Annotated in this window: 17 protein-coding genes; 5 read left to right on the plus strand and 12 right to left on the minus strand. The window is 43.9% G+C overall.

Annotation, left to right across the window (positions count from 1 at the left end; translation table 11 throughout):
• Nucleotides 1–72 precede the first annotated feature (72 nt).
• The 3 genes from ABJ384_RS12050 to pheS all read right to left on the minus strand — a co-directional run bounded on the left by ABJ384_RS12050 (nucleotide 73) and on the right by pheS (nucleotide 3,865).
• The gene (locus tag ABJ384_RS12050) at nucleotides 73–369 is read right to left on the minus strand and encodes an integration host factor subunit alpha (protein WP_086197465.1); all 297 of its coding nucleotides are present in this window, start codon (nucleotides 367–369) and stop codon (nucleotides 73–75) included.
• The gene (pheT, locus tag ABJ384_RS12055) at nucleotides 366–2,747 is read right to left on the minus strand and encodes a phenylalanine--tRNA ligase subunit beta (protein ID WP_349927569.1); all 2,382 of its coding nucleotides are present in this window, start codon (nucleotides 2,745–2,747) and stop codon (nucleotides 366–368) included. The genes ABJ384_RS12050 and pheT overlap by 4 nt, the downstream gene beginning before the upstream one ends.
• A gap of 137 nt (nucleotides 2,748–2,884) precedes the next feature.
• Nucleotides 2,885–3,865 carry a phenylalanine--tRNA ligase subunit alpha gene (gene pheS, locus ABJ384_RS12060; RefSeq protein ID WP_349927571.1) on the minus strand — a complete coding sequence of 327 codons (981 nt, stop codon included), beginning with the start codon at nucleotides 3,863–3,865 and terminating at the stop codon, nucleotides 2,885–2,887.
• Between the two features lie 157 nt (nucleotides 3,866–4,022).
• Here pheS and ABJ384_RS12065 point away from each other — a divergent pair, with 157 nt between their 5' ends.
• Nucleotides 4,023–5,066: a hypothetical protein gene (locus ABJ384_RS12065; protein ID WP_349927573.1), complete on the plus strand. Its 1,044-nt coding sequence runs from the start codon at nucleotides 4,023–4,025 to the stop codon at nucleotides 5,064–5,066.
• A gap of 169 nt (nucleotides 5,067–5,235) precedes the next feature.
• On the opposite strand, the gene ABJ384_RS12070 is transcribed toward ABJ384_RS12065, so the two are convergent.
• Both ABJ384_RS12070 and orn read right to left on the minus strand, forming a co-directional pair.
• Nucleotides 5,236–6,012, minus strand: a complete 777-nt coding sequence (locus ABJ384_RS12070) for a tRNA threonylcarbamoyladenosine dehydratase (protein ID WP_349927574.1) — start codon at nucleotides 6,010–6,012, stop codon at nucleotides 5,236–5,238.
• Between the two features lie 220 nt (nucleotides 6,013–6,232).
• The gene (orn, locus tag ABJ384_RS12075; RefSeq protein ID WP_086197470.1) at nucleotides 6,233–6,787 is read right to left on the minus strand and encodes an oligoribonuclease; all 555 of its coding nucleotides are present in this window, start codon (nucleotides 6,785–6,787) and stop codon (nucleotides 6,233–6,235) included.
• Nucleotides 6,788–6,912: 125 nt separating this feature from the next.
• On the opposite strand from orn, the gene rsgA reads away from it, so the two are divergent.
• The 4 genes from rsgA to secB all read left to right on the plus strand — a co-directional run bounded on the left by rsgA (nucleotide 6,913) and on the right by secB (nucleotide 9,247).
• The gene (rsgA, locus tag ABJ384_RS12080) at nucleotides 6,913–7,977 is read left to right on the plus strand and encodes a small ribosomal subunit biogenesis GTPase RsgA (RefSeq protein WP_349927576.1); all 1,065 of its coding nucleotides are present in this window, start codon (nucleotides 6,913–6,915) and stop codon (nucleotides 7,975–7,977) included.
• A 94-nt stretch (nucleotides 7,978–8,071) separates the two neighbouring features.
• Nucleotides 8,072–8,479, plus strand: a complete 408-nt coding sequence (locus tag ABJ384_RS12085; protein WP_086197472.1) for a rhodanese-like domain-containing protein — start codon at nucleotides 8,072–8,074, stop codon at nucleotides 8,477–8,479.
• 18 nt (nucleotides 8,480–8,497) lie between these two features.
• Entirely contained in the window at nucleotides 8,498–8,752 is a 255-nt protein-coding gene (grxC, locus tag ABJ384_RS12090) for a glutaredoxin 3 (RefSeq protein ID WP_086197473.1), read from the plus strand.
• A 39-nt stretch (nucleotides 8,753–8,791) separates the two neighbouring features.
• Nucleotides 8,792–9,247, plus strand: coding sequence for a protein-export chaperone SecB (gene secB / locus ABJ384_RS12095; RefSeq protein WP_166169354.1), 456 nt, complete (start codon nucleotides 8,792–8,794; stop codon nucleotides 9,245–9,247).
• Between the two features lie 151 nt (nucleotides 9,248–9,398).
• Here secB and ABJ384_RS12100 read toward each other — a convergent pair whose 3' ends face one another.
• From ABJ384_RS12100 to ABJ384_RS12130, 7 genes are all read right to left on the minus strand, one after another.
• Nucleotides 9,399–10,205 carry an enoyl-ACP reductase gene (locus ABJ384_RS12100; RefSeq protein WP_086197475.1) on the minus strand — a complete coding sequence of 269 codons (807 nt, stop codon included), beginning with the start codon at nucleotides 10,203–10,205 and terminating at the stop codon, nucleotides 9,399–9,401.
• 173 nt (nucleotides 10,206–10,378) lie between these two features.
• Nucleotides 10,379–11,113, minus strand: coding sequence for a Bax inhibitor-1/YccA family protein (locus tag ABJ384_RS12105; RefSeq protein WP_200223698.1), 735 nt, complete (start codon nucleotides 11,111–11,113; stop codon nucleotides 10,379–10,381).
• A gap of 174 nt (nucleotides 11,114–11,287) precedes the next feature.
• Entirely contained in the window at nucleotides 11,288–12,109 is an 822-nt protein-coding gene (locus tag ABJ384_RS12110; RefSeq protein WP_349927580.1) for a TatD family hydrolase, read from the minus strand.
• Nucleotides 12,109–13,104, minus strand: a complete 996-nt coding sequence (locus tag ABJ384_RS12115; protein WP_349927582.1) for an RsiV family protein — start codon at nucleotides 13,102–13,104, stop codon at nucleotides 12,109–12,111. Before ABJ384_RS12115 ends, ABJ384_RS12110 begins: the two co-directional genes overlap by 1 nt.
• A gap of 67 nt (nucleotides 13,105–13,171) precedes the next feature.
• Nucleotides 13,172–13,996, minus strand: a complete 825-nt coding sequence (locus tag ABJ384_RS12120) for a hypothetical protein (protein WP_349927584.1) — start codon at nucleotides 13,994–13,996, stop codon at nucleotides 13,172–13,174.
• 155 nt (nucleotides 13,997–14,151) lie between these two features.
• Nucleotides 14,152–15,741 carry a peptide chain release factor 3 gene (locus tag ABJ384_RS12125; protein WP_166169344.1) on the minus strand — a complete coding sequence of 530 codons (1,590 nt, stop codon included), beginning with the start codon at nucleotides 15,739–15,741 and terminating at the stop codon, nucleotides 14,152–14,154.
• Between the two features lie 350 nt (nucleotides 15,742–16,091).
• Complete coding sequence (locus ABJ384_RS12130) at nucleotides 16,092–16,634, minus strand: OmpA family protein (RefSeq protein WP_086197481.1); 543 nt, start codon at nucleotides 16,632–16,634, stop codon at nucleotides 16,092–16,094.
• Between the last annotated feature and the right edge of the window lie 5 nt (nucleotides 16,635–16,639).

Consider the following 16,639-nt stretch of genomic DNA (forward strand, 5'->3'; position numbering starts at 1 on the left):
CTCTCAAATACTTAGGCTCTACTCCACAAATAACGCTTTTATATACAAATCTTATAGCAAAAAAAGAGCAGATCAATCGATCTGCTCATTTCCTACACGCTGGCGGAATTTCTGCCCTGCGCGGAATGTGACTACACGGCGTGCTGAAATTGGAATTTCCTCGCCAGTTTTCGGGTTACGGCCTGGACGTTCACGCTTGTCACGCAACTCAAAGTTACCGAACCCCGAAAGTTTAACCTGTTCGCCCGAGATTAGCGCTTGGCTAATCTCATCAAAGAACAATTCGACCATTTGTTTAGCTTCACGACGGTTTAAACTCGTGAGCTCACTTAAATGATCAGCCATTTCTGCTTTTGTTAGTGCTGTCATGAAGCCCTCAATGTCGCTTGGTAAGTGTTTTCCAACACTTGAAGGATATTATCCATACCTGATTTAATTTCAGCATCTTCCAATGTACGGCTTGGATGCTGCCAGAGAAGGGCAAATGCCAGTGAGCGTTTCCCTTCTTCTACCCCTTGTCCAGTATACACATCGAATAACCATGTCGAGTCTAGCAGCTCCCCACCTGTTTTTTCGATAAGTCTCTGAATTTCGCTAACATTAATCTTATCACTAATTAAAAGCGCAATATCACGTCTTACTGATGGAAAACGTGATAATTCTGTAAAATTAGATACATAAGTTTGCAAAACAGCCTTTTGATCAAGTTCGGCAACCCAAGTCATGCCCAAATCAAGTTCATCTTCCAAAGAGGGATGTAAACGCCCCAGATAACCAACAGACTGACCATCAACCAGAATTTCAGCTGATTGTCCAGGATGCAACCAGCTACGCTCTGAACGAACATATTCCACTTGAACCCGTCCAGCTGCCAGAATTTCCTCAACTTCACCTTTTAAGTCAAAGAAATCCATCGGTAGAGCCTTGCCATGCCAAGATTCAGTTGTTTTAGCACCGACTGCAATTAAAGCCAAAGTCGGAATCTGTTTTAGATCATGAATGCTTTGTGCATCCTGATAATCAAAACGTAAACCCAGTTCAAAGAAACGTACGCGGTTTTGCTGACGGTTAATATTGTATTGCACACATGGAATCAAGCTGGATAACAAAGTCGAACGCATTGCAGCCAGTTCGCTTGAAATCGGGTTGGCCAACATCAACGGATTGACCGCAGGATTCAACTGTTTTTCAAGTTTAGCATCGGCAAAGCTAAAGCTAATCGCTTCCTGATAACCTAAAGTCACCAGGGTTTGACGAAGTTGTGGCAATTCAAACTGATCTTGATGTTTGGCAAGTTTGACATCAATCACTGGTAAGCTAATCTGAATGTTGTCATAACCATGAATACGGGCAACTTCTTCAATCAGGTCTTGATAGATTGCCATATCATAGCGATGTGATGGAGAAACTACAGACCATTGACCCTCTGCTTTTACAGTCACCACACAAGCTAAGCGTTGCAGTGCATCGGTAATAAAGTCACTTTCAACTTTGTAACCCAATAACTGATCCACTTGAGCTTGATTCAGCTCAATCGCTTCACGTTTTGGTAAAAGCTCAGTTTTTTCTGCAACAGTAATTGGACCAAACTCACCACCAGCAAGATCAGCAATCAGTTGTGATGCGCGGTGCATGGCGATAAGTGGTAATTCAAAATCTACGCCACGTTCATAGCGCTGAGATGCATCGGTATGTAAACCAAAGCTACGTGCACGACCCGCAATATGTAAAGGCGCAAAGAAAGCAGATTCCAGGAAGATTTCCGTGGTTTCATCGGTAACAGAAGAAGATAAACCACCCATGATGCCGGCAATTGCCAATGCTTTCACATCATCAGCAATCACCATTACATCATCAGATAACTCAACTTCTTGTTCATTGAGCAACACCAGTTTTTCAGCAGCAGTGGCTTGACGTACATGCACTGAACCTTGAACCTTGCCACCATCAAATGCGTGTAATGGTTGACCCAATTCAATTAAGACATAGTTGGTGATATCGACCAAAATGCTGTGCTGACGGATACCTGAACGAGCAAGTGCACGTTCCATCCATACTGGGGTCGCTGCTTTGGTATTGACGTTTTTAATTACACGACCCAAGTAACGTGGGCAGCCTTCAGTTTCTACAACTACTTGCTTCTCATCAGCAATAGTCGCAGCCACTTCCTTGATTTCCGGTGCAGTCACAGCAAGCTGGTTAATGACACCAATTTCACGTGCGATACCACGAATACTGAAACAGTCACCACGGTTAGGCGTGATACTGATATCAATGACATTGTCATCAAGGTCTAGATATTCACGGATATTCATGCCCACCGATGCATCCGCAGGTAGTTCTAGAAGGCCATCAATTTTATCTTCAAGATCAATTTCAGAAGCACCACACAGCATACCTTGGGATTCGATGCCACGAAGCTTACCTTTCTTGATTTTAAAATCACCCGGTAAAACTGCACCAATGGTGGCTACAGGTGCTTTCATGCCTGCACGTACATTCGGTGCGCCGCAGACAATCTGTAAAGGCTCACCTGAACCGATGTTGACTGTAGTCACACGTAAACGGTCTGCATCCGGATGCTGTTCTACAGTGAGTACTTCACCCACAACCACACCTGTAAATGGTTTTGCCGCTGGCGCCAGTTCATCCACTTCCAAACCGAGCATGGTGAGTTGGTCAGATAAGGTATCGCTGTCGATGGCTGGGTTGACCCAGGTGCGTAACCAATTTTCGCTAATTTTCATTTCTATAAAAACCTGTAATTTCAATCTCTAGAATCCCCCTCTGACTCCCCCTTTTTCAAAGAGGGAAAACCCCTATCTTTTTGCGGAGTCCCTCTCCTTTTTTAAAGGAGAGGTTAGGAGAGGATTAAATAAAAGCCTTAAGCAAATTGGCGTAAGAAACGCACATCATTCTGGTAGAACATACGCAAATCATTAATGCCATAACGCAGCATGGCAAAACGCTCTACACCTAAACCAAACGCAAAACCTTTATATTTTTCAGGATCAATGCCTGCTGCCTGAAGCACATTCGGATGCACCATACCGCAGCCTAAAACTTCTAGCCAACGACCACGTTCATCCATGATATCCACTTCAGCACTTGGTTCAGTGAATGGAAAATAAGATGGACGGAAACGGACAGTTAAATCTTTTTCAAAGAATTCGTTCAGCAAGTTCACCAGCAAACCTTTCAGTTCAGCGAAGCTGGTATTTTCAGCCACGTATAAACCTTCAATTTGATGGAACATTGGCGAATGGGTTTGATCAGAGTCGCAGCGATATACGCGACCCGGGCAGACAATACGAATTGGCGGCTGATTCTTTTCCATAGTACGCACTTGCACCCCTGAAGTGTGGGTACGAAGCAAGTGGTTGGCATCAAAATAGAAAGTATCATGCATTGCACGTGCAGGGTGATGACCTGGAATATTCAGTGCTTCAAAGTTGTGATAATCATCTTCAACTTCAGGGCCTGTCGCAACCGTGAAACCGGCTTTGGTAAAGAACTGGCAAATACGTTCTTGCACTTGAGTCACAGGATGAATACTGCCTACGCTTTGACCACGACCCGGCAAGGTAATATCAATCGTTTCGCTGGCAAGTTTTTGTTCTAGTGCAGCTTTTTGTAATTCGGCCTGGCGTATGGTTAATGCACCAGTGATGGCTTCACGCACAGCATGAATTTTTGCCCCGAAAACTTTACGTTCTTCAGGGTCCATTTTACCCAGTGCCTTGGATTGTTCCGCGAGCTGGCTTTTCTTCCCTGTAAATTGCACTCGTACTTGATCGAGTGTAGCAAGGTCCTCTGCTGCTGCAATCGCAGCGAGCGCTTCAGTGGTCAGGGCTTCCAGTGACATAGTAACTCTCAAAGCAACAATTTAAAAATATAATAAAACTCCATATTCTAACAGTTTTTAAGCGCATTGATGAAGTTCCCTGCAGAGGAAAAATTAGATTGGCAACCATATTTAGAAAAAGTATAAGATAAAGCCAATATTTATGAGATCAATAACAATGGCACTCGATCAGATTTGGAAACAGCAGCTTACTTTGGTGACCTATGGCAATGAATATCTCAGCCAGAATCTGAGCTTTAATCATTGGGTACAACATGCCATTTTTAACCAGCACAATTTGCGTTTCCGAAATCTGCTGTCACAACATTTATTGGCACAACATTTTCAAATCTGGCTGGAAGGTCTAAAAAAACAGGGAACGCTGCGCATCAGCCTGCACAGTTCCAGCCTGCTCAATGATGAACAGAATCCAAATGCCAATGTTGAACTGCTAGCCATTCCGCATTTTATTGTCAGCCATGAACAAAATAAGAAAACGGCATGGATTTTCGGCAAGGAGTTGGCGGAGTGGTATAACGCAGATCATGACTATGCAGCGCCCAAGCCACAACAGGAACAGTGTCGTCAGGAAACCTTCTGGCGTTTCGAGCTGAATTCAAAACTGGCAAAGCGTATCGATGCCGACCTGCAACAGCCGAAGTGGGATGACATTCAGATTTATACCAACAACGAATTATTTGACAGCAAGCTTGCCCAAGGCTTTATCGAGCCTGCCAATCGTGATTTTCCATATTATGGAATGCCGCAAACTGCAACGGAAAATGCCGATGGTTCCCCATTGTTCGAGAGTAAATATCTGCCTTTACTGCCAAGCGATTATCAGGCGGATTATGCGCATACCACACTGCATCGTTTAGAAGCACTATCCAGTTATATTCAGCAAAAACAGCAATATCCCTATCATGCGGATGGCAGTGAACTGACAGCAGAAGAGCAGCTGAATCTACGCCATTTCTCGCAAAAACTGGATGATTTAACCGCAAAATTTATAGTTAAAGTTGCCAATCATTATCAATCCGCACGCTTAACCAAAGTTGAAGTCGCCAATCCTCTGGATGATACACCCAGCACTCCGCATAGCGCTCCACAAGTAAAAAGCCATCCTGCACATGCCTCGCACAAGGTCGGGACATCAGGCGTCATCAAACTGATTCTGCTGACCATTGTGATTTGTGTATTGGCTTATTATTTTGGACTTTAATTTTCTATAAAGATGCTCAAAACTGCTGCCAGGTATGGAAAATTTCAAATAGATCCAACGAGTATACTGATACTGCGGATTTTTCAGCATGATTGAGATGCAAGATGAACTCGATAACCTAGCATCGAGCTCATCCTTTTATAAGCTTCTAATTTTTATCGTGATTGGATCATTGCAGTTTTTTAGGCTTTTTTAGTGCCAGTTTTTTTAACACTTCTGATACCGCTACCATAGCAAAACTTGAAGTCACCACCACTGCCGAGCCATAACCGCCACAGCGCAGGCCGGCACTGGCACAAACTTCTGCGCCAGAGAACGGATTATCTATGGAATAAACGCAGGTAATGCCAAATTTTTCTTTCGGCTTTTTGCAAATACCTTTGGCACGTAACTGACTACGCAGTTTCGCCAGCATCGGGTCCTGTTCAGTTTTGGACAAATCGGCAACCCGAATTTTTAACGGATCCAACTTACCACCGGCCCCACCCGAGACAATGAGCGGAATTTTATTAAAACGGCAATGCAGCATTAACGCCAGTTTGGCTTTGACATCATCAATACAGTCCAGAACGACATCAGGGGTATTTTCTAACAGTTCTTTAACATTGTCTGGGGTTAGATAATCATCTACCAGATTGATCTTGATCCGTGGATTAATTGAATAACAGCGCTCGGCCATCACTTCAATTTTTTCCCGACCCAAGGTCGAACTCATGGCCGGCAATTGACGGTTAATATTCGATGCCGCGACCACATCCATATCAATCAGGGTCAGCTCAGCAATGCCGGTACGTGCCAAGGCTTCAACCGCCCAGGAACCCACGCCGCCAATCCCGATCACCATCACATGGCTGTGTTCGTACTGACGAAACGCCTCATCTCCATAAATTTTTTCTACCCCGGCAAAGCGGCGCTCATATTCATCATCTTCAGGAAGATCAGTCATTCGTCATCTAACAGCTAAAAAACACCGCTGCATTTTATCAAATTCCGGCTCAATTCGATAATCTATCTCTTTCACATCATTCAATAACTGTAGCAGACATAAAAAAAGAGACTTTCGCCCCTTTTTCTTTGAACCCTGTTCAGTCCTCTTTCATCACTGTTTATACCCTCTTTATTTTTCTCCCAGAGGGAGAAATAAAAAGCGTGATGAAAGAATCCTGTTACTTATTCATGATAAAGAAATATTCACGGTAATATTTGAGCTCTGCAATGGAATCACGGATGTCATCCATTGCCAGGTGTGAGGCATTCTTTTTCAAGCCACTCATAATTTCCGGGCGCCAGCGTTTTGCCAGCTCTTTTACTGAAGATACGTCTAGGTTACGGTAATGGAAATACTGTTCCATTTCCGGCATTAAACGGTGCAAGAAACGGCGATCCTGGCAAATCGAGTTACCACACATCGGGGATGATTTTGGATTGACCCATTTTTTCAAGAATTCGAGAGTTTGCTGTTCGGCATCTTGTGCAGTCAATTTACTGCGGCGTACCCGCTCGATCAGCCCCGATTGACCATGCTGACGCGTATTCCATTCATCCATCGCATTTAGTACGCGATCCGACTGATGCACAGCCAGCACTGGACCTTCCGCCAGAATATTCAGGTTATCGTCAGTCACAATCGTTGCAACTTCAATAATTTGATCGTTATCCGTATCCAGACCTGTCATTTCAAGGTCAATCCAAATCAGGCGGGTATCAGGGGTGCTGCTCATAAATGTGCAATCTTATTGGGCTTAAAAACCGCTATAGTAGCAAATTTATTGCAACTTGGCTGTAACTCCTACCCCGCTTCATGCTATTTTTGCCATTCTTAGTCCATGCTTTTTTTAGGATATGAATGGCTTTAATTCGTAAACGTCGTTTAACTGAACAGCAGCAACGTCGCATTCAGAAACAACATCAAACACGTCAAGAAGAACCCGACACTTCAAATGATTTAGAAGGCCTGGTGGTTCAACATTATGGCCGTCAACTTGAAGTGCAAGCCTTATCAACGCCCGAAAATCACCCGAGTAAACCTGTCGTTGCAGCAGGTGAACCCGAACCGTTCTGGAAGCCGATTGAAGTCGGCAGTGTATGGCGCTGTCATACCCGAACCAATCTGGAAGCACTGGTCACAGGTGACCGGGTCAAATGGCAGGCCGATCCGAATACCGGACTTGGTATCATTACCGCCATTCATCAACGTAAATCGCTGCTAACCCGTCCCGACCGTTATCACAAGGTCAAACCGGTAGCTGCCAATGTCAGCCTGATTGTGATTGTGTTTGCATCCTTTCCGGAAGTTGCCCCCAGCCTGATTGACCGTTATCTGGTGGCCTGCGCGGATGCCGATATTCCAGCTTTACTGGTATTGAATAAAGCAGATTTAATTCAGGAAAATGACCCGATTCTAGACCTAGTCAGAGAATACCGAGACCTGGGCTATGAAGTCATGCAATGCCAGTCTACCGGTGATGTATCGGTTTCCGCACTGGCAAAACGCCTAGCCGGTGAAACGGTCGCCTTTGTCGGTCAGTCTGGTGTGGGCAAAAGCTCGCTGATTAATGCCATGGTTCCCGAAGCGGCGCAAAAAACCAATATCATTTCGGAAAACTCGGCGTTGGGTCAGCACACCACCACCTCTACCCGTTTAATCGCCTTTGGTGAAGGTGCTGCACTAATTGACTCTCCGGGAATCCGTGAATTTGGGTTATGGCATCTGGACCTGGCCAAAGTGCAGCATGGCTTTCCTGAAATTGAAAATTTGCTGGGACATTGCCAGTTCCGTAACTGTACCCATAAGCATGAAAAGCAATGTGCTTTGCGTCAGGCCGTGGAATCTAGTGAAATCTTGCAACGCCGTTTAGACAGTTATTTGCGTTTAATCGATGAAATTACTGAAGCGCAGCAAAAAAATTAATTTTTCTTAACCCTTAGCCCTTGAAGCAGTGATTTTGATCGCCATATTTATAGGCTATACTCTACGCAATTTTGAAATTGTAATTAGGTGACTTGTGGAACGTTGGTTCGAATTTATGGGGAATCACCCCTTCTTGTTTGGAACACTCGGGGTGTTGGTTGTTTTGTTCTTTATTTTAGAAGGACAACGCAATGGCCGTAAAATTTCACCACAATCTTTAGGTATTTTAGTCAAAGCTAAAAATGCCATGCTGATTGATTTACGTGATGCTAAAGATTTCCGTGAAGGTCATATCAGCGGTAGCCGTAATATTCCCTATAGCCAGATTACCAGTCATATTGAAGAGTTAAAATCTGCCGATCGACCACTAGTGTTCATTTGTAACCTGGGTCAAATCGCAGGAACTGCCTTACAACAAGTGGGACATGCCGACAGTTACCGTCTAGACGGTGGAATCAACAACTGGAAAGTGCAAGGCTTACCCCTGATTAAAAGCAAATAATACGCTTGGAGATTTTGAATGGCTGAAGTAATTATTTATTCCACCACCGTATGCCCATATTGCATTCGCGCAAAACAACTTCTTGAGCGTAAAGGCGTGGCTTATAAAGAAATTAACTTATCTAACGAAGCGCCTGAAGTACGTGTGGAACTGATGCAACGCACCAATCATCGTACTGTTCCACAAATTTTTATTAACGACCAGTTTATTGGTGGTTTTGATCAACTTTATGCTTTAGAGCGTGAAGGAAAACTAAACGAACTATTGGCTTAACCCTATATTAAGTCAGCTCTTCATATTAAGGATTAAAGAATGAGTGAACAACAAGCTCAACCACAATTAGCACTAGAACGTATTTATACTAAAGATATTTCTTTTGAAGTACCTGGGGCACAAGTATTTACTAAAGAATGGCAGCCTGAATTAAATATCAACCTGTCTTCTTCTGCAGAAAAAATTGATGCGACGCATTACGAAGTGTCATTACAAGTCGTGGTTCAAGCGAACAATGCAGGTGATACTGCATTTATCGTGGATGTAACGCAAGCCGGTATTTTCCTGATTGACGGTGTTGAAGAAGAACGCCTGCCATATATTCTGGGTGCTTATTGTCCAAATATCCTGTTCCCGTTCTTACGCGAAGCAGTCAATGACATGGTCACCAAAGGAAGCTTCCCGCAATTGCTGCTTACACCAATCAACTTCGATGCTGAATTTGAAGCAAATATGCAACGTGCGCAAGCAGCCGCTGCTGAAGGCCAAGCTTAATCGCTTAAGCTTCAATATAAAAAAGACCGCATTTGCGGTCTTTTTTATTGCCATATTTCTCCTTCTCCCTTTGGGAGAAGGTCGGGATGAGGGGGAAAAAGCAATCCCTCACCCTAGCCCTCTCCCACAGGGAGAGGGAATTGACAGATGATTATTCACCATCCATCATTAAATCAGCGCTCATACCCACAGTATTAAAGCCGGCATCAACATACATAATTTCGCCAGTAATACCATTAGCCCAAGGTGAGCACAGGAACAATGCCGCATTACCGACATCTTCAATGGTCACATTACGTTTCAGTGGCGCAACTTTTTCATTCAGGTCGAGCATTTTACGGAAAGACTTGATGCCTGAAGCTGCAAGAGTACGGATTGGACCTGCCGAAATGGCATTTACGCGAATGCCTTCAGCACCAAGGCTTGATGCCAAATAACGCACACCCGCTTCCAATGATGCCTTCGCCATACCCATAACGTTGTAATTTGGCATTACACGTTCAGAACCCTGATAAGTCAAAGTCAGCAAGCAGCCTTGGCGAACTTTTAATAAAGGTTTTGCAGCACGTGCCATGGCAATAAAACTGTATGCACTGATGTCGTGGGCAATGTTAAAACCTTCGCGGTCGGTAACATCGGTAAAGTCACCATCTAAAGTATGTGCTGGTGCAAAACCGATTGAATGAACCACGCCATCCAGACCATCCCAATGTTTTGCCAATTCTGCAAAAGCCTGGTCAATTTCAGCATCTACCGCCACGTCACAAGGGAAAACCAGTGTTGAACCGAATTGTGCAGCAAACTCATCAACACGTTTTTTTAATTTTTCATTCGGATAGGTAAATGCCAGTTCAGCACCTTCACGATGCAAGGCTTGAGCAATACCAAATGCAATGGATAATTTACTTGCAATACCCGCGATGAGAAAACGCTTACCCGCCAATAGTCCTTGTGCCATGTGAATCTCACTCAAAATAATTTAGCAGCATAATGCCAAGTCTGAAGCATTTGCGAAATTGCATAATGCGCCTTTTTTTAACATGTTGTGTAAAAATCAAAAAAAATGCTCCACCATTGGGGAGCATTTCTGAACTGATCGTGCTATCTAGCTCGCTGTCCTGGTTAAAAGGATTAATCATCCCCTTGTAATAAACCCAGCAAGCGCAGGAAGGAATAATACATCCAGACCAAGGTCGCCAACAAGGCAATACCACACAACCATTCCATCGCTTTTGGCGCATACTGTGCCGCAGATGATTCGATCAGGTCAAAATCGAGTATCAGGTTTAATGAAGCGATCACTGCAACAAAGGCAGCAAAGCCAATCCCCAACCAGTTACTTTCAAAAATATAGGGAATACTAGAACCAAAAGCCAACCCCATAACCATTTGCACTACAAATACAATGGCAATGGCAATCGAAGCGGACATCACTACAGCTTTAAATTTTTCTGTGGCACGAATAATCTGGAAGCGGTATAACCCAAACATGACCAATGTGGTAACAAAGGTTGCCAGCAAGGCTTGTAAAGGTACACCTGGAAATTTCAGCTGAAATACAACCGAAATTCCCCCTAAAAATGCCCCTTCAAACAGTGCATAAGGAATGGCTAATGTGGGGGCGGTATTCGGCTTGAATGTGACGATGAGTGCCAGGATAAATCCACCAATCGCTCCCACCATTGCGGCAGCATAAGCCATCGATATATTCAGGGTCAGAAAGCTATATAAAAAGAGTGATATACCGACTACAGCAGCAATTACCGTCAATATCACCGATTTTTGAATGGCACCTTGCACCGTCATGGCATGGTTAAAATCACTCTGGGTTTCGACCCGGGTTAAAATAGGATTATTACTTTGCATAATTCCCTCATTATTGTCATTTAGATTTTTGAATTAGTATAAAACGCATCTAAGAACAGAAAATGAATCTTTGCAACTTTGCATAAAATATCGCTCAGACAAGCAAGCCGATTCATGGCACAACATACCTTAAAAACCCATATTGATGGATAAAATATGATTTTACAATGTTTTTCAAGATGCCAACTTTAAAGCATCCAGGGAGTTTTGCCAGAGTTGTGCGGCAAGAAAAGCCTGATCCAGATTCAGCGATTGTGCCAATCCATCCAGAACATAAGGTAAATTGACTGGCGTATTGCGAGTTCGATGTTCAGTGGAACTTTGACAGCATAAGGGTGTCATATCCGGACAATCGGTTTCCAGGACCAGATGTTCAGCACCTATAGCCTGAACCACGCGATGCAGTTTTTTGGCATTGGGATTGGTAATTTGCCCAGTGACGCCAATTTTAAAGCCCAGTTGAATAAAGGCCTTGGCTTCTTCTATCCCGCCACTAAAGGCATGGGCAATTCCACCCAAGCTAAATTGCTGCTGTTTTAATATCGCCAGCGTTTCTGCATGTGATTTGCGGATATGCAATAACACCGGCTTATCAAACTGTTGCGCCAATTCCAGTTGTGCAGCAAAAAAATCTTTTTGTTTCTGAAACATGGCTGGCTGCTTGTGCTGTGTTAAAAAAGTATCCAGGCCAATTTCACCCACTGCGACACAATCTTCATTTTTCAACACTGATTCTAAATCGCCCAAATGTGCATTTTGATGCTGTTCAATATAAACAGGATGCAATCCCGGTGCTAAATAACTTTGAGGAGCATCCTTTAATTGATTGAGAAAATGCTGCGTGTAGAGCAGATCCTGAAAACGCGACTGAACAAAACCAATCAAAATCAGGCGTTCTACCCCCACTGCTTTGGCCGCATGCGCCAGTTGCTCCCGATCTGCATCGAAATCGGGAACATCAAAATGGGTATGGGTATCAAACAGTGAATAAGACATTAAGATTGGGCTTTATTTGCAATAGGTGTACTTGCCGATGCAGCATCATTTTTGACTTCAGCCTGAGGCAAGTACTCTTTCTTCAGTACTGTTTGCAACTGCTCATAAGGAATGGTCAAACGTGGCAATCCCACCACATAAGGCCCAATTTCATATTCGCCATATTGCAAAATCAGACCTTGAGTGGATAGGTAAAAATTGTCCGATAAAGTAAATTTCCACGCCTGTTCGTATTCTTCAACGCTATTTGCCAACTTGGAATCAATAACCCAACGTTTAAACTCTTCATGAGCTTTCTGTTCCAGTACAGCTTTCTGTTTTGGCGCCAGAATATCATCCAACTCGACCAATTTTTTCTTTTTCAAATCAAAGTTATAATAATACTGTGAGGATGAACCATGTGCACCACCCAGATAACTGCTGGAATTTAACACCACAGTTGCCAAAGGTTGGCCTGCATTGAGAATCTTCGGCTTGATCATCAGGCTGATCTGATGATTGGCACTTAAAGCTTTCAGTTCTTTATCCAGCGATAAAAAGGTCTGTAGATAAGGCGCCACCTGTTTTTCCAGTTTCTGTTTCGGTGTTTCAATAGTTTCCGATGCAGCAGCTTCAGATGCCTGAGCTGGATTTAAATCTTTCGAATTTCCGCTTGCTGTAGTCGCCTGCTGCTCTGTCTTCAACAATTTCGGCGAAATATCTAAAATTTGATCCAGCTGCTTTAAAACTTGTTGATCAATAAATTCATCAATAAATGCCTGGTTACTAGAAAGACGCTCGACATTTATTTCAGGACAACTATTCCCATCACATTCAGGCAAATTTAAAGTCAGCTTTTCCGTGTCGCCTGCCAATGTTAAAGCTTCGGCTTGAGCAGCTTGCGATTGGGCTACTTTGTCCTCTTTTTTAGGCTCAGGCTGTTTAGGTTGGCATGCACTCAAGGCAATTGCCGCCGCAACAACTCTGAGGGTAAAGATCGTTTTATTTTTTAGCATCATCTGACCTATAAACTTAAATCTGGTAAATGGACGTTCACTCAATGTCTGAATTGATTACCGATGACTAAAACATATGCTGATAAGCGTCAGCTTTCAATATCTGCTTGGTTTGTTCTTTGGTTAAATAAATATCAAGCTGGGCACCATCTTTAACAATTTCATGGGTGCGATAATGCAAACCGATCCCTTCCTGATCAAAGAACCAGTCTGCCTGTCCCCAGTACAGTTTCTTTGGCGCTTTCTGTCTGACTTCAGCCTTTTGTTGCTTTAACCATTTTTGATAAGCCTGCTGCACAATACTATTCATGGCGGTTTGCTGCTGAGGTTCCAGAATATCCAGCAACGTCACCGTTTTCTGTTTTTCACGGTCAGCCACAAAGAAATAATAGCGCTCTTTCACTTTTATTTCTTCTTGCATCGTGTCAACGCCTAATTGCATCAGCACATACTGGTTCCGCTGATAGGCAATTCGGGTATACATTGACAGTTCATAGGGCTTATTTTTGGCAAATTCGGCCTGCCAGGCATCCGACTTTTTCACATAGGCATTTACGGCCTGCTGCAGGCTCATGTCCTGTTTTAAGCTAATTTGATCTTGAATAACCTTGGCCTGACTCTTGGCAATCCAGTCATTTAACCAAGCATCTTCGGTATGTACCGTTTGAATACTCAGGTCAATACAGTTCTTTGTTTCACAAAAAGGCAAGGCAATTTTTGCCGGCTGTTCCTGAATGTTTAAATAGGGTAAGATATCTGCCTTTTCGGTTTTAAAGACTGAAGCTGGCGACTGTTCCTGATCAGGTTGTTTGGATTCTTGTTTTGAAGCATCACAGGCACTGAGCATCAGCCCCATGATGATTACGGATGTAGCCCCGAGTTTTCCGTTCATGCTGACCACTCTTTTTCTAAAGCAATTCATTTATCTTAATAATTTTACACAGGGTCTGTTGACACTTCATCTATGTTTGCGACGATACATATTGATGAAATGTCATCAACTCCCTAAAAAAACAGCTTCATAAAGAAGCTGTTTTATTGGTTGTCTTAGTGTTCACGGGTATTACGGAACACGATATCCGGATAACGCTCCTGCATCAGCTGCAAATTCACCCGGCTTGGTGCAAGATAAGTCAAGTGACCACCCCCATCCACTGACAACTGATCATGGGCTTTTTTCTTGAATTCGTTGAATTTCTTCTCATCTTCACAAGATACCCAACGAACGGTATTGATGCTGACCGGCTCATAGACACAGTCCACTTTATACTCTTCTTTCAGACGGTACGCGACCACTTCAAACTGCAGCACACCGACTGCACCCACAATCAGGTCATTGCTGTTTTGCGGCATGAACACCTGAGTTGCACCTTCTTCTGAAAGCTCTTTCAGACCTTTTTGCAGCTGTTTCGATTTCAATGGATCTTTTAGACGCACACGGCGGAACATTTCCGGTGCAAAGTGTGGAATACCGGTAAACTGCAGTTTTTCCCCTGAAGTAAAGGTGTCGCCAATCTGGATGGTGCCGTGGTTGTGTAAACCGATAATATCGCCCGGCCATGCTTCTTCCAGGTGCTGACGGTCACCGGCCAGGAAAGTCAAGGCATCACTGATGCGCACGTCTTTATCAATACGTACATGCTTCATTTTCATGCCTTTTTCGTACTTGCCTGAACAGATTCGCATGAAAGCAATACGGTCACGGTGTTTCGGATCCATATTGGCCTGAATCTTGAAGACAAAACCGGTAAAACCTTCTTCAGTGGCATCTACTTTACGGTCTTGGGTCGGATGGGCTTTAGGTTCAGGTGCATAGTTACTGAAAGCCTCCAGTACATGATCTACACCAAAGTTACCCAGCGCGGTACCAAATAAAACAGGTGTTTGACGACCCGCCAGGAATTCTTCACGGTCTAATGGATCATTGGCCATTTGCACCAGTTCCAGCGATTCTTCAAATGCCGCCCAAGCCAGTTCCCCTACTTTTTCACGCAGATCGGCATGATCATAGCCATCACGGACTTCGATATCAGTAATCACTGAACCAAAACCGGCTTTATAAACGTAGAATTTTTCTTCCAGAAGATTATAAACACCGGCAAAATCACGGCCGGTACCGAGTGGCCAGGTTAATGGCACACATTTGATTTTCAGGACGTTTTCAATTTCATCCAGCAGCTCTAAAGGCTCACGGATTTCACGGTCCATTTTGTTGACAAAAGAGATGATCGGTGTATCACGCATACGACACACTTCCATCAATTTAATGGTACGGTCCTCGACACCTTTTGCACCATCAATCACCATCAACGCTGAATCCACAGCAGTCAGGGTACGGTAAGTATCTTCCGAGAAGTCTTCGTGCCCCGGGGTATCCAGCAGGTTGATCATCTTGTCTTTAAACGGGAACTGCATTACCGAGGTCGTGATCGAAATACCACGTTCCTTTTCCATTTCCATCCAGTCAGAGGTGGCGGCACGGTCCGATTTACGGCTTTTCACCATCCCTGCAACCTGAATCGCCTGACCCCATAACAGCAGCTTTTCTGTCATGGTAGTTTTACCGGCATCGGGGTGGGAAATAATGGCGAACGTCCTGCGAGTCGCGACTTCTCTAGCGAGTTGCTCTTTAAACATAGGGAAAATCTTCAATATGTACACCGTTTTGTACACACGTATCAATGTGTATCAAGCCAGTGAAGTGATAACTTAAAATTGGCGCAATTGTAGCAGATTTATAGTTATTGTATCGGGCTGTTGTGATTAAAGCACTTTGATCACCACTGATAGACGGTTCATATCTCTAGATAGCATCATTCTATCCCCTAGCTATCTATTCGGTGAAAATTAAGAAAAATTGCTGTAGGAGTAAAACTGCTGTTCATACATGAACATCATCAGCATGAGGGAATGATTCTACACAACAATAAAAGCTGTAGATAAAGAAAAGCCCGGATGATTTCATCCGGGCCCAATTAACACTTAAATTATTCTGCTTTCTTCACACCAGTGACATCAACTTCTACCCGGCGATCCGGCTGCAAACAGGCAATCAGTGTTGCCGTTGCCTTATTGCCCACACAACTGGTGGTTTTAGGCTGACTTTCACCGGCACTTGCCACTTCCATCGCCACATTCACACCTTGGCTCATCAGATAATCCTTGACCGTGGTTGCCCGGGCCAGGCCCAGACGCTGGTTGTAGCTTTCCGAACCAAGACGGTCAGTATGGCCGGTAATACGAATCTGTTCAATCCGTACATAACCATTACTGATGCGGCTCGCCAATTCATCCAGCTGACGGCGTCCTTCAGGTAACAGATCCGCAACAGTGGAACGGTCGAACTTAAATAGGGCATCCGCAGACAGTTCCACACGCTCCATCTGTACAGGTGCTGGTGGAACCACAACTGGTGCAGGAGCCGCTTCTACCGGCGGACACCATTTATTATCAACATTCTGCAGGCTGGCACACGCTGTCAAACTAAGCAAAGCTGAAGCCACACATGTCATTATCAGTTTTTGTTTCATCACGA

The sequence above is a fragment of the Acinetobacter sp. A1-4-2 genome (genome assembly GCF_040233925.1).
In the GTDB taxonomy this organism is placed as follows: domain Bacteria; phylum Pseudomonadota; class Gammaproteobacteria; order Pseudomonadales; family Moraxellaceae; genus Acinetobacter.

Bases quoted from the DNA above. Each gene is read 5' to 3' on its own strand.
- ABJ384_RS12050 (WP_086197465.1), bottom strand. From the start codon at position 369: ATGACAGCACTAACAAAAGCAGAAATGGCTGATCATTTAAGTGAGCTC.
- pheT (WP_349927569.1), bottom strand. From the start codon at position 2,747: ATGAAAATTAGCGAAAATTGGTTACGCACCTGGGTCAACCCAGCCATC.
- pheS (WP_349927571.1), bottom strand. From the start codon at position 3,865: ATGTCACTGGAAGCCCTGACCACTGAAGCGCTCGCTGCGATTGCAGCA.
- ABJ384_RS12065 (WP_349927573.1), top strand. From the start codon at position 4,023: ATGGCACTCGATCAGATTTGGAAACAGCAGCTTACTTTGGTGACCTAT.
- ABJ384_RS12070 (WP_349927574.1), bottom strand. From the start codon at position 6,012: ATGACTGATCTTCCTGAAGATGATGAATATGAGCGCCGCTTTGCCGGG.
- orn (WP_086197470.1), bottom strand. From the start codon at position 6,787: ATGAGCAGCACCCCTGATACCCGCCTGATTTGGATTGACCTTGAAATG.
- rsgA (WP_349927576.1), top strand. From the start codon at position 6,913: ATGGCTTTAATTCGTAAACGTCGTTTAACTGAACAGCAGCAACGTCGC.
- grxC (WP_086197473.1), top strand. From the start codon at position 8,498: ATGGCTGAAGTAATTATTTATTCCACCACCGTATGCCCATATTGCATT.
- secB (WP_166169354.1), top strand. From the start codon at position 8,792: ATGAGTGAACAACAAGCTCAACCACAATTAGCACTAGAACGTATTTAT.
- ABJ384_RS12100 (WP_086197475.1), bottom strand. From the start codon at position 10,205: ATGGCACAAGGACTATTGGCGGGTAAGCGTTTTCTCATCGCGGGTATT.
- ABJ384_RS12105 (WP_200223698.1), bottom strand. From the start codon at position 11,113: ATGCAAAGTAATAATCCTATTTTAACCCGGGTCGAAACCCAGAGTGAT.
- ABJ384_RS12110 (WP_349927580.1), bottom strand. From the start codon at position 12,109: ATGTCTTATTCACTGTTTGATACCCATACCCATTTTGATGTTCCCGAT.
- ABJ384_RS12115 (WP_349927582.1), bottom strand. From the start codon at position 13,104: ATGCTAAAAAATAAAACGATCTTTACCCTCAGAGTTGTTGCGGCGGCA.
- ABJ384_RS12120 (WP_349927584.1), bottom strand. From the start codon at position 13,996: ATGAACGGAAAACTCGGGGCTACATCCGTAATCATCATGGGGCTGATG.
- ABJ384_RS12125 (WP_166169344.1), bottom strand. From the start codon at position 15,741: ATGTTTAAAGAGCAACTCGCTAGAGAAGTCGCGACTCGCAGGACGTTC.
- ABJ384_RS12130 (WP_086197481.1), bottom strand. From the start codon at position 16,634: ATGAAACAAAAACTGATAATGACATGTGTGGCTTCAGCTTTGCTTAGT.